At 23.2% G+C, this 12902-nt stretch carries 14 protein-coding genes; 13 read left to right on the top strand and 1 reads right to left on the bottom strand.

What is annotated here, in order from left to right:
* Positions 1-6: 6 nt before the first annotated feature.
* The 7 genes from hisS to QEG99_RS02870 all read left to right on the top strand — a co-directional run bounded on the left by hisS (position 7) and on the right by QEG99_RS02870 (position 6661).
* Positions 7-1266: a histidine--tRNA ligase gene (gene hisS, locus QEG99_RS02900; RefSeq protein ID WP_280101698.1), complete on the top strand. Its 1260-nt coding sequence runs from the start codon at positions 7-9 to the stop codon at positions 1264-1266.
* Positions 1254-2954 carry an aspartate--tRNA ligase gene (gene aspS, locus QEG99_RS02895; RefSeq protein ID WP_280101697.1) on the top strand — a complete coding sequence of 567 codons (1701 nt, stop codon included), beginning with the start codon at positions 1254-1256 and terminating at the stop codon, positions 2952-2954. The genes hisS and aspS overlap by 13 nt, the downstream gene beginning before the upstream one ends.
* Before the next feature lie 340 nt (positions 2955-3294).
* Complete coding sequence (locus tag QEG99_RS02890) at positions 3295-3630, top strand: MG284/MPN403 family protein (protein ID WP_280101696.1); 336 nt, start codon at positions 3295-3297, stop codon at positions 3628-3630.
* On the top strand, positions 3623-4741 hold the full coding sequence (locus QEG99_RS02885; RefSeq protein WP_280101695.1) for an MHO_1580 family protein: 1119 nt from the start codon (positions 3623-3625) through the stop codon (positions 4739-4741). Before QEG99_RS02890 ends, QEG99_RS02885 begins: the two co-directional genes overlap by 8 nt.
* Positions 4719-5171 (top strand): MHO_1590 family protein, encoded by a 453-nt coding sequence (locus QEG99_RS04335; RefSeq protein ID WP_416388968.1) that lies wholly within the window; start codon positions 4719-4721, stop codon positions 5169-5171. The genes QEG99_RS02885 and QEG99_RS04335 overlap by 23 nt, the downstream gene beginning before the upstream one ends.
* 8 nt (positions 5172-5179) lie before the next feature.
* Positions 5180-5401: a phosphopantetheine-binding protein gene (locus tag QEG99_RS02875; RefSeq protein WP_280101693.1), complete on the top strand. Its 222-nt coding sequence runs from the start codon at positions 5180-5182 to the stop codon at positions 5399-5401.
* Positions 5402-5422: 21 nt separating this feature from the next.
* Positions 5423-6661, top strand: a complete 1239-nt coding sequence (locus tag QEG99_RS02870; protein ID WP_280101692.1) for a Y-family DNA polymerase — start codon at positions 5423-5425, stop codon at positions 6659-6661.
* Here the strand turns inward: QEG99_RS02870 and QEG99_RS02865 are convergent.
* Positions 6658-7341 (bottom strand): hypothetical protein, encoded by a 684-nt coding sequence (locus QEG99_RS02865; RefSeq protein WP_280101691.1) that lies wholly within the window; start codon positions 7339-7341, stop codon positions 6658-6660. The two genes, QEG99_RS02870 and QEG99_RS02865, sit on opposite strands and share 4 nt — an antisense overlap.
* A 161-nt stretch (positions 7342-7502) precedes the next feature.
* Between QEG99_RS02865 and pyrH the strand changes: the two genes are divergently transcribed.
* From pyrH to QEG99_RS02835, 6 genes are all read left to right on the top strand, one after another.
* Positions 7503-8219 carry a UMP kinase gene (pyrH, locus tag QEG99_RS02860; RefSeq protein ID WP_280101690.1) on the top strand — a complete coding sequence of 239 codons (717 nt, stop codon included), beginning with the start codon at positions 7503-7505 and terminating at the stop codon, positions 8217-8219.
* A gap of 1 nt (position 8220) precedes the next feature.
* Positions 8221-8772: a ribosome recycling factor gene (gene frr, locus QEG99_RS02855; RefSeq protein ID WP_280101689.1), complete on the top strand. Its 552-nt coding sequence runs from the start codon at positions 8221-8223 to the stop codon at positions 8770-8772.
* A 1-nt stretch (position 8773) separates the two neighbouring features.
* Positions 8774-9724: a phosphatidate cytidylyltransferase gene (locus tag QEG99_RS02850; protein ID WP_280101688.1), complete on the top strand. Its 951-nt coding sequence runs from the start codon at positions 8774-8776 to the stop codon at positions 9722-9724.
* A gap of 12 nt (positions 9725-9736) precedes the next feature.
* Positions 9737-10651, top strand: a complete 915-nt coding sequence (locus QEG99_RS02845) for a Cof-type HAD-IIB family hydrolase (RefSeq protein ID WP_280101687.1) — start codon at positions 9737-9739, stop codon at positions 10649-10651.
* Positions 10651-11310 (top strand): ribonuclease HIII, encoded by a 660-nt coding sequence (locus QEG99_RS02840; protein ID WP_280101686.1) that lies wholly within the window; start codon positions 10651-10653, stop codon positions 11308-11310. The genes QEG99_RS02845 and QEG99_RS02840 overlap by 1 nt, the downstream gene beginning before the upstream one ends.
* 187 nt (positions 11311-11497) lie before the next feature.
* Positions 11498-12877 (top strand): APC family permease, encoded by a 1380-nt coding sequence (locus tag QEG99_RS02835; RefSeq protein ID WP_280101685.1) that lies wholly within the window; start codon positions 11498-11500, stop codon positions 12875-12877.
* The last annotated feature ends 25 nt before the right edge of the window (positions 12878-12902 follow it).

The following is a 12902-nucleotide window of genomic DNA, read 5'->3' as shown; positions in this document are numbered from 1 at the left end:
GTAATTATGTTTATAAAACCGAAGGGAACTAGGGATATTTTCGGAAATAATGCAATACTTTTTGAAAGAGTAAGAAGCGAGTTTTTTAACATTTGTAAATTATGAAACTTTAAATATGTTGAAACCCCAATTTTTGAATATAGCGACTTATTTTTAAGAACATCAGGGGAAATGTCGGATATAGTTAAAAAAGAAATGTATGTTTTTAAAGATAAATCTGAAAGACAATTAGCATTAAGACCCGAAGGTTCTGCTCCTGCAATTAGAGCTATTATTGAAAATAAATTATTTGTAAATGAAAGTAAATTTTTCTATTTTGGTCCAATGTTTAGATACGAAAGACCGCAAAAAGGAAGATATAGACAATTTTATCAAGCTGGAGTTGAATATTTAAGTGATATAAATTACATCAATGATTATGAAATTATTTCTCTAGCACTTAAATTTTTAAACAACTTATCTATTAAAGAATTTAAATTAAAAATCAATTGCTTAGGTGATCAACAATCTCGAAAAAAATACATAAATGCTTTAGTTGAGTATTTACAAAAATATAAAGATCAATTATCAGTCATTTCTCAAGAGAGATTATTAAAAAATCCATTAAGAATTTTAGATGATAAAGAGGAACAAGAAAAAGAATTTATTAAAAATGCTCCTAAATTATTTAATTATTTAAACGAACAATCTAAAAACAATTTCAATAACTTATTAAATGTATTAAATAATAAAAAAATCGCTTATGAAATTGATTATTATTTAGTAAGAGGACTTGATTATTATGATGAAATTGTTTTTGAATTTGTTTCCAATTCCGATGCTCTAGGAACTAAAAGTACCATTATTGGTGGCGGAAGGTATAATAATTTATTTTCAGAACTTGGAAATGTACAAACTTCAGCAATTGGATTTGGTGCGGGAATTGAAAGAATTGTTGAAATACTAGAATATAAAAATAACATAAAAATCGAAAAACAAGTCGACTTTTATGTTGCTTCATTTAATGAAAGTGAAATTTATCAATCAATTTCAATTGTTGATAAATTAAGGGAATTAAATTTTGTTGTGGAATTTAACAAGCAAATAACTAAAATTAATAAAATATTTAAAAAAGCAGAAGATTTAAAAGCTGAATTTATTATTTTTAAAGAAATTAACCAAGATGAAAATTCCATTACTATAAAAAATCTTAAATCAAATAACAAAGCAATAATAAAAATAAATGAACTAGAAAAATTTACGAAAGAGGAAATATGAAATCTATAAACAATAATCAACTAAGATTAGTTGATGTAAATAAAGAAGTAGAATTATATGGTTGAATTCATAATATTAGAAAATTTAAGGATTTATATTTCATTGATTTAAGAGATCGTTGGGGAATTACACAAGTTGTTTTTAATCCAACAAATATTAATGTTAGCCTCGCTAAAGAATATGTGATTAAAGTTAAAGGGATAGTTGTAGAAAGAAAAAGTTATAATCTTGATTTAGAAACTGGTCAAATAGAAATAAATGCACTAAAAATAGAAATTTTATCAAGATCAAAAGAATTACCTTTTGATATTAATGATAATATTAATGTTTCTGAAGATTTAAGATTAAAATATCGTTTTTTAGATTTAAGAAGAAATAAATTGAAAAATAATATTATTTTTAAAAATAAAGTTGTTAAATATTTAAGAGATTTTTTAAATGAACAAGATTTTATAGATATTGAAACTCCGATTTTATCCAAATCAACTCCTGAAGGGGCTAGAGATTTTTTAGTTCCCACAAGAAAAGAGGGAAAATTTTTCGCCTTACCACAATCTCCGCAACTATATAAACAAATTTTAATGGTTGCTGGATTTGAAAAGTATTATCAATATGCCAAAGTTTTTCGTGACGAAGATTTAAGAAAAGATCGCCAATATGAATTTTTTCAATTAGATATTGAAATGTCATTCGTTGACGAAAATGATGTTCAAACTTTAGTTGAAAAAATGATGCAAAATTTATTTAATAAATTAAACATCAATTTAAATGTTCCATTTAAAAAAATGGATTATGATTATGCAATTGATAATTACGGAAGCGATAAACCTGATTTAAGATATGAAAATAGATTAATTGATGCAAATGAGTTAAATGATAATTTAGAATTTTTATTTAATAATCAATGTACTAAAACGTTATTTTTAGAAAATGAAAAAATTTCTAAGCAACAATTTAAGCAGTTTGATGAAATTATTAGAAAAAATAAAGCAAATCGTCTTTTATATTTAACAATTGAAAATAATCAAATATCAAATTCTTCATTTAAAATTGCAGATTTTTCAAAAATAAACAATTTTATTTCAAAACACAAATTTAATAGCGGAACACTGTTTATTGTTAGTGATCAATATGAAAATGTTTGTCAATCATTAGGAGCATTAAGAATAGAATTGAATAATATCTATAAATTTGCAAAAAGTGACAGTTATGAATTTGTATGAATAGTTAATTGACCAATGTTTGAATATAACGAAGATGAAAAAAGATACAGTGCTGCCCACCATCCCTTTACAATGGTGCAAGAGCAATATTTAAAAACTTTTGATAGCGATCCAAAAAACGCTAAAGCTAAAGCATATGATTTAGTTTTAAATGGATTTGAGATAGCAGGCGGTTCAATTAGAATTCACGATACAGACATTCAAAGAAAAATGTTTAAAACTATTTCAATGTCAGAATCAGAAGCTGAAAAACAATTTGGCTTTTTCCTAAATTCATTAGAATATGGTGTTCCACCACATGGGGGAATTGCTTTTGGAATTGACCGTTTAATTATGATTTTAACAAATTCAGAATCAATTAGAGATGTTATTCCTTTTCCGGTAAATTCTAAAGGAATAAACTTACTTTCTGATTCTCCTTCGCAAGTATCAACTGAACAATTAGATGAATATTATTTAAAACTTAAAAATTAAATTTTAAAATAAATAAATTACTAGAAAGAAAAATTCTAGTTTTTTATTTTCCTAAAATCTTGGTATATGTAGATATTATTTTTTAGGAAAAATCGCCTATTTTTCCCAAATTTTTCCGTATTTTTTCGCTATTTATAAAAAATATTTATCATTTAATTATATGAGTAAATTGAAAAGTCAAATAATTAAAATAATTATAGTAAACACTAATCAATTTAAAAAAAATAAAATTAAATTTATAAAAATTTATAAAATATTAAAATTCTTTATTGAAAATATTAGAAGTCCCTGTTTATGTCTATTTATAAAAATAATTAAATAAAAAAACGAAAGGAACTAAATGGAAATACAAAAATTAAAATTTAAAGAAAAACGCAATTTAGTTGAATCGATTGTTAGTGTCTATAAAAAGATTAAATTTTCATCAGAATTAGAATTAAATTTGCAAAAACATAAAAATGAAACACAAATAAAAATTCCTAAAGAACTTAATTCTGGACTTTCTGCTTTTGAAAGAATTATGAGTTTTTTACAACCGATTGATGTCTTTGTTATTAAAAAAGAGTTTCTAGAAGATAGTCCAAAAAATTGATTTCAAGAGCATTGATCAAAAAGTACTTATTACAAATATGTAACTACAGCAATTGATAATTTTTTATTTTACTTTTATGGATAATCAAGTAATTATTAACAACGATGATTTGCAAGTTTCGGAAGTCATTAATATTATTAAAAATAAAAATATAGGTCAATTTGCAAATGCAAATGAAGTTCAATTTATTGAAATTAAACGAAACATTAAAAATAATACAATGTTTATTAAAGTTGTTTATTTTTCAAAAACTACTAAAAATATAGTGATGAAATTACAAATTAATAACACACCAATAGAGTTTTTTGAAACCAAGACTATTAATAATGAAAGTTATGAAACATTTTATTTTTATTCAAAAAAATTTGAAAAATTCCCCTTTAGTGCAATTGAAAATATGGCAATTATTTCAAGTGAATTAGATAAAAATGAACATTTAATTCTTTCGCAAATTAAAATTGAAAAAAACAAATATTTTGAAAAAGATTTTTTTGTGGATACAAAATTAAAATTTAAAACCGTTAAAGCTTTTAGAGTTTCAACTTATGCTAACAAAATTAATGAAGTTTTTCAAAATGAATATGATGCTTTATTTTATAATAATTTAACATTTTATTCGCAAAAATTAGTCCCTGGAAAACATAATGAATCTCTTTTTAAAATTACAGCATTTAATGATATATACGATGAAGAGATTGTTGAACGGGACATAAACATTTTAGCAAAAAGCGTTTCAAATTTGCCTATTTTTAATAATGAAAAATTAAAAATAGCCTTTGTTAAAAATAATGAAAAAGAATTTATTGATAAAAAACCTGTAATTGGTGAAATTAAAATTATTGATGAAACATATTATGATTTTGATAAAAAACAAACTGTTAAAGGTGTTAGCGATAAATCGAAAAGAGGTTATATAATTCCTTATAATTTTTCTGGAATTATCAGTCCAAAAATTAATTTAGATATTAATCAAGATTATAAAGATATTAATTTAATTTATAAGCAAAAAATTGATACTAAATTCTTGGATAAAGATAATGGAATAGTTAAATTTTATATAGCAGTTTATCCGCAGGCTGAATTAAGTGAAATGGAGCATTTTTTAATCGCTAATAAAAATTTTAAATACGTTATTAATGACAGTTTATCTCTCGATGGATTAAAACAACTTTATAAAAAAGAGGAAGATTATTAAAAAAATTAAAAACTATTTTAAAAAGCACAAAAAATGATTTTTTTATTCTTTAGGTGGCATTTTTATTTTAGGAATTATAACTTCAGTTGTTTTAATAATTAATAAAAAAGAATATTTAGTAGAAAATCAAGAAATTAATCAATCAACAGATAATTTTTATAAACTTTCTGAAAAAGATGTTTTTCCCGAAATTAACTCAAGAGATTATTACGATTTAATTGAAATTAAAAATAACAAAGCAGTTATTTCTGAAAAAATGATTAGCTTTTTTATTTCTGATGTTATTAAAAAACTGGGAGTTTCATATGGTGATATAAAATTTAATTATCTTTATAAAAGCGAACAAAGTGTTATTGTAGAGTTTATTTGAATTGACAAAGACCAAAAACTTTATAAAAATTATCATCTAAAAATCAATGATACTATATAATTATAGTTATGAATGAATATGTATACTCAAAATTAAAAAAATTTACTAAAAGAAAATTCGATGATAATAGCAATGTTTTTGAAATCGGAATAGATTCACTAGATTTAGTAGAGATTATAACAGAATCGGAAACCGAATTAAATATCACAATTTCCGATGAAGAATTATTAAATTTAAAAACAATTAGTGATGTTATTAAATTATTAGAAAGTAAAAAAAACGCAAGTTAATCTTGCGTTTTTTAGTGGTTTATGAATAAAAAAATAATTATGCATATTGATATTGATTCTTTTTTTGTATCAGCGGAAAGAAAAAATAATAAAAATTTATTAAATAAATCAATTGCAATTGCTTATAAAAAAAGTAATGCAATTGCTGTTTCTATTTCATATGAGGCAAAAGAAAAAGGAGTTAAAGTACCTTGGAAAATTAAAGATATAATTAAAATTGATCCAGATATCATTATTATCGAACCGCATTATAATTTATATGTTAATGAATCAGAAAAATTTTTTGATTTTTTAAGAAAAAATATTACTAATAAAATTGAAATAATTTCTATTGATGAATGTTTTTTAGACGTTAGTGAATATGCTAAAAATTATGACGATCTAAATCAAATGGCATTAAAAATAAAAGAACAAATTTTTACTAGCTTAAATTTACCAGTAAGTATAGGAGTTTCCTATAATAAATTTTTAGCAAAAATGGCAACAAATTTAGCAAAGCCTTTTAATGTTCAAATAATTTATAGAAAAGATATTGAAAGTAAAATTTTACCCCAATCAATTGACAATTTTTATGGTGTTGGAATTAAAAGTGCTGAAAAGCTAAAACAATTAAATATTTTTACAATTAAGCAATTTTTATTTGCACTAGAAAATAATGAAATTGTAAAAAAAATATTAGGTAAAAAAAGGGTAGATATTCTTGAAAATTTAACCAAAGAAGGTGATAATAAAATTAAATGAAAAAAAGAGGATTCAAAAACAATTAGTCATCAAATAACATTTGATGAAAATAGTATTTACTTAGAAAGAGATGAATTATTAAAATATTTAAAAGAAATTTCAATTAATTTATCATCTAGTATGAAAATTAAAAATTTATTTTCCAACGAAATTCAATTAACTTGCTTTTTTAAAGAAAAAGAAAAGACTTTTAAAAAAGTTAAAACAAGTAAATATTTTAATGATTTTGACACCATTTATAATAATGCTATTTATTTGCTTAATTTAATGTGATATGAACAAGAAATTAAGTCAATTATTTTATCAATCAATAATTTAGTTCCTTCATTTTCGCAAACGGATTTAATTAATGAAAATGATTTTAAAAAAGTATCAAAAGAAGAAATGATAATTAAAAGAATTAATTCTTTAAAAAATAGTAATCTTTTAATTAAAACATCGGATTTAAAAAAAATTAAAGATAAAGAAAGCGATCCGGTTAAAACTTTTGCAATTGCCAAAAATAAAAAGATCAATTAATTTTTGTTTTTAATCAAATTTCCTTTATTTTTTCAATTATAAATTCGATAAGTTAAAAGTGATATATAAATTATCATAGTTAATATTTGGATTATTAAAATATAGAAAAAATCAAAAGATAAATTTAAAGAAATTGAAAATAAAATTAATCAATATAAAGTTCAAAAAGTATTAATAATAAATTGAATTATTAAATTAATAAATAAAATATTTTCAATTTTTTTAACTTTAATTAAGTTATAAATTTTTTTTCAAAAAATTATGTAAGTCATATTAATTGCTAAAAAACCATAAACAATTACTAATCAATTAAAACTGGTTCAATTATTTGCAAATGAAAGGGCATAAACCACAATTAATGTAATTATAAAAATTGTTGTTAAAAAAATAAATATACTAAATCATCTTGATTTTTTATATTTCAAAAGTAAAGAAATAATGATACTTAAAAATATTAAAAGTAAAATTCCAGAAATCGTGATAATGATTTCTCTTTCATAAGAATAAGTGCCATATAATGTTCAAAAAAACAGCGCAAAATATAAAATAAAATAGTTTGTTAAATCAACTTTATGATTTTTTTCTTTATAAGTTTTTACTATGTAAATAGTTGCATATGAAATTGAAAATAAAAGTGCAATGATTGCAAAAAAATATTTAAAAAAGATTTCTATTGTCATTATTTTTCCTTTATTTAGTTAAATTTAATTACTTAATTATTATAAATAATACAACTTTAATTATTGAGAATTTATAAATTTTTGAAATTTTATCAAAAAAAATAATAAATTATTAAAAAAAGTTATAAAATATTTATATTAAATAAATAACAAGGTGGTTTATGGAATATAAAAGAATTTTGCTAAAACTTTCTGGTGAAAGTTTAGCTAATAAAGAGAGTAGTTTAGCCATTGACTATAAACTCGTAAAAAAAATAGCAAAACAGTTAAAAGAAGTTATTAAAATGGGAATTGAAATCGCCATAGTTGTTGGTGGTGGAAATTTTTGAAGAGGTACATCAGCGGAAAAAAACGGAATTTCAAGAAATAGAGCTGATTATATCGGGATGCTTGCTACTGTAATGAATGGTCTTGCACTGCAATCTGGTTTTGAGCAAGAAGGATTAACAGTAAGAGTTCTATCTTCAATGAATTTAGATAAAAGAGTTTCTGAATATTACATTAATGAAAAAGCTCAAAGAAATTTATCAAAAAAAGAAATTGTTATTTTTGTCGGAGGAACAGGAAGACCATTTTTTACAACTGATACAGCAGCAACTTTATTTGCATCAGAAATTAAGGCGAATGTAATTTTTGTTGGTAAAAACAATGTTTCAGGTGTTTATGATGAAGATCCAAAAATTAATCCTAATGCAAAAAGATATGATGAAATAACTTATGAAGAAGTTTTGAAGAAAAATTTAAAAGTTATGGATTCTACATCCTTTTCAATGGCGAGAGATAATAACATCGAATTAATTGTGTTTAATATTAATGAAGAAAATTCAATTATTAGAGCAGTAAAAGGCGAAATCGAACATACAAAGGTGAGAAATTAATATGGAATTAGATTTATATTTATTAGATTTAGAAGAACGTTCAGAAAAAGTTATTGATACATTTGAAAAAAAATTGAGCAAAATTTCAACAGGAAGAGCAAATCCGCAATTGGTTTCATATATAAAAGTTGATTATTATGGAACTTTAACTCCAATTGAACAACTTTCATCAATTTCAGTACCCCAGGCACAGCAAATTTTAATCAAGCCATTTGATTTAGGTTCTGTTAAAGATATTTATTCCACAATTGTTGCCCACAACTTGTCAGTTCAAGTTGTTAATGAAGGACATCAAATTCGTTTAACTTTTCCACCTTTAACCACAGATCGAAGAAAAGAATTAGTTAAAGGTCTTTCCAAATCAATTGAGGAAGCTAAAGTTGGAATAAGATTAATTAGACAAGAAGTTAATAAAGAAATTAAAAAAGATGATGATTTAACAGAAGATCAAGAAAAAAAATATTTAGACGAAGTTCAAAAAATAGTTGATAAAAAAATTGAAATTATTAACAAAATAGCAAACGAAAAAGAAAAAGATTTAATGACTGTATAATATGAAAAATATTACTAAAAATAAAGTATTTAATAGATTAATTATAGTTATTTTAATTTTTGCAATTTTATTTCCAATATTTTTTGCGACTGATTATGGTTATTTACCAGGAAGAATAATAGGTTTTATTTTTTTTGTTGCGTTAGGAACATATGGTTTATATGAAGTTATAAAAAATGTTAAAGTTCAAAATTGAATAATTTATTTTTCTTTAATATTCTCTATTATTATTTATTTTTTACCATTTTTTGTAAATGTAAATAAAGTCCCTCTGATTGTTAATATTATCAAAAATGATGTAGATTTTAATCTTGGCGAATTTAAAAGAGCAATTTTATTGTCTTATGAGGAAATATTTTTAATTGTTGTTTACTTTTTGTTTTTAATGTTTGTAAGTTTATTAGATAAAGCGAATAACAGAAATTTTTTAAATTATTTTATTGTATTTTTCTCATCTTCTTTTATTCCGCTGTTTTCCAAATATATGTATTTATTTAATGTTTATAGTGTTTATGCAATTTTAGCAATTGGTTTTATTGCTGGAGTTTCAGATACATTCGGTTTTTTTGGAGGTAAGTTTTTAGGAAATAAAATTTTTAAATCAAAATTAGCACCTAAAATTTCTCCTAAAAAAACTTGAGAAGGGGCAATTATAGCCTTTATCTTCACATTTATTTTTGTATTTTGTATATTTTATTGAACACCACTTTTTGATCCAATTTTTCAAGATCTTGCAAGTTCAAGAAAATTAATTTTTTCACTTATAAGTAGTTTTTTATTACCAATCGCTTCCAATTTAGGAGATCTTTTATTTTCAATTATTAAAAGATATATAAAAATAAAAGATTTTTCACGGATTTTAGGTGAGCATGGTGGTATTATGGATCGCTTTGATTCGACTTTTTTAGTCGTTTTTGTGATGGTTCCAATATTATTAGTATGTATGTCATAGAAAGGAAATGATATGAAAAATAAAGAAAAAAAATTTCTTTTTGTTTTGGATTTAGATGGAACAGTTTTATCTAATTCAGCTACAGGAGAAATTCATCAAGATACACTTGATGCAATTAAATTAGCAAAAAGTTTAGGTCATGTTGTTTGTATCGTAACAGGTAGACCTTGAAGAAGTACAAAACCAATTTATGATAAATTAGAATTAAATACTGTTGTAGGAAATTACAATGGTGCTCATATTCATAATCCTAGTGATGAATTTTTTATTCCGCAAATTCACTATTTAAATTTAAATGAAATGTTATATATTTTAGGTGATAAAAAGGTTAAAAAAGAAATTTCTAACATCGCCATTGAAGGGCCTGGATGGGTACAATTAAAAAAACGGGATGAAGCACTTGAAAAAGTCTTTGGATTTAACGATACACCCAAATTTACTGTAGGTTTAAATTTAAATAGATTACCTTTAAAACCTACTGGAATAGTTTTTGACGTTAAGCCAACAACTGATGTTTATGCATTAAAAACTTATTTAGATCGTAGATATGGAGATTTAGGTGAATTTTCTTCTTGATCAAAAGGTGAAGGACTAACTCCAGTTTTTGATATTACTACAGTAGGAGTTAATAAAGCTAAGGTTGTTTCATTATTAATGAGATATTATCATGTTGAAACAGATCATACAATTTGTATTGGCGATGGTTATAATGATGCTCCGATGTTCCGTGTTGCTAATGTTGCAGTTGCTATGGGAAATAGTGATCAAAGAGTTAAAAAATTAGCAACAGTAGTGCTTAAAAAGACAAATAAAGAAGGTGGAGTTGGATTCTATATTAAAAAATTCTTAAAAAATCCACTTAAAGAAATTGAAAAATCTAGAAAAATAAGAGAATCTAGAGATGGAAAAGAAGCAGAAATTACCTAATGAATAATCGAGTTGGTTGTGATGAAACTGGAGTTGGTGATTATTTAACCCCAATAGTTGCTTGTGCACTTTTTATTCCCGAAGAAAATCTAAATTTTATTAAAAGTTTAAATATCAAGGATTCTAAAAAGCTCTCTGATGAATATATAATATCCATTGCTGATAAATTAAAAAACAATTGTATTTATAAAATTAGTTATTTATCACAACAAAATTATAATAAACTTAATAAATATTTAAATGCTCATGAACTTAAAATGCTTTTGCATTTGCAAAATATTAATTATTTAGAAAAACACAATATTATTAATGAAATTGTTTTAGATCAATTTTCTAATATAAAATCAATTTCAAAATATATAACAAAATTAGTTAATTCATCATTGCAAGTTTTTAATATTAAAGCACCATTAATTTTAGAAACTCATGCAGAAGATAAATATTTGGAAGTTGCATGTGCATCAATTTTGGCTCGCGATTATTTGTTAACAAAAATGAAAGAGCAACAGGAATTATGAAATTTCAACTTTCCTTTAGGAGCTAAAAGCGATGTTAAATTAGCCGCTAAAGAATTTATTAAAATTTACGGTTTAGAAAATTTGGAAAAAGTTGCAAAAATTCATTTTAAAACAACAAAAGAAATAAAAAATGAATTTTAATAAAAAATTGATTGTAGAATGTTAATCTGCAATCTTTTTTTATTGAAATTTTATTACTACAGATTAATCGATTGATTTTTTTCAAAAAAATGAAATTTTTTCATCGTTATTAATTTTTTTATCAATTTTCTTATAAAAAAAATATAATTTCTAGAAGTTATAATATTTTAAAATAAGAAAGGGTTTTATGAAAAATAAATTAAGCGAAAAACAATTTTGGCTTTTTGGTCTTAATTATATAATTGGATTTGGTTTTGTAGTTACCATTGCAGGAATTGTATCTAAAGGTTTATGAGGAATTTTAATTTTTGCAATTACTGCATTTATCGGTTTTTCAATTATGTTAGTATTTGCTAGAGGAACTCAAAATTATCCAACAGAAGTTGGTGGAAGTTATGCATATGCTAAAAAAGCATTTCCAAAGCAGAAATGGTTTATTTTTTTACAGGGATGAAATCAGTTTGCTGTTTTGCCACTTTCTTCGGCCTCAGCACCATTATTTTTTTCAGAATTATTTAGCGCTTTTGATAAAGAGCATCAGTCAATTTATCAAATTTCCTCTGTTATTTTCTTTTTAATTTTAATATTAATAGGAACACTGGGAATAAAATTATCAAAATGAGTTATTTTATTAATCGCTGCCTTTAAGTGAATTATTATTGGTTTAGGATTTATTTTAGTTATTTGATTTTCTTTCACTCAACTAAAATTTGGTGAAAATATTCTTAAACCAACATCAGAAATATCGATTGTTACAATTATCGCTACAATTCAATCTTTTGTTTATGCATTTGCTGGAGCGGAAGGACTAGCAGGTCTTTCATCAGAAGTAAAAACAAAAAGATTTAAAAAGATTTTAATGAGTATTTTTATTGTAGTACTAACATTTTATTTTATCTTTTACTTAATTTTTTTAGGAATTGATGCTAATGTTTTAAAAGATACAAGTACTGCATCGTCTTTTGGAGTTATTTTTAATTTGGCATTTGGAACAACTGGACTGATTTTATTTGCCATTGGAATATTATTTCAACAATCAGCCTCACAATTAACAACATTAATTTATTATGCAAGAACAATTGCTCCACTAGCAGAAGATGGATATTTACCTAAATATCTTGCTAAAAAAGCAAAAAATGGAGAATACAAAAGAGCACTTTATTTTATTGCAATTTTCGCAATAATTTCAATGATAATTTTTACATTCATTCCTTCTTTGTTTAATGTAAAAGATCAATTTAATGCTGTTTTATATTCTTATATAGTTGTCTTTTATATGCAATATATTCTTACAATTATTAGCATTTTAGCAATTGGATATAAAAATAAAGAATTTAAAGTTCCAATTTGAGAACAAGTTATTTACTATTTATCGATGCTATTAATGGGATTTTTAGTATTGGTGGCATTTATTCCTTCAATTATTGGCAAACAATGAGAATTTTCAAATATTGTATTAATGCCAAGTTATTTAGGAATTTTATTATTTGGATATTTAATTTGAGGTTCTTATATTTGAATTAACAAAGTTATTAAAAAGAAAAGAAGTAAAAATTATATTCATTAGTATGTAATGTAAATCAAATTTATTT

The sequence above is a fragment of the Mesomycoplasma lagogenitalium genome, from assembly GCF_029854295.1.
Classification (GTDB): Bacteria; Bacillota_I; Bacilli_A; order Mycoplasmatales; family Metamycoplasmataceae; genus Mesomycoplasma_A; species Mesomycoplasma_A lagogenitalium.
The sequence above is the reverse complement of the archived record's forward strand: the minus strand, read 5'-3'. Positions and strand labels throughout refer to the sequence as shown.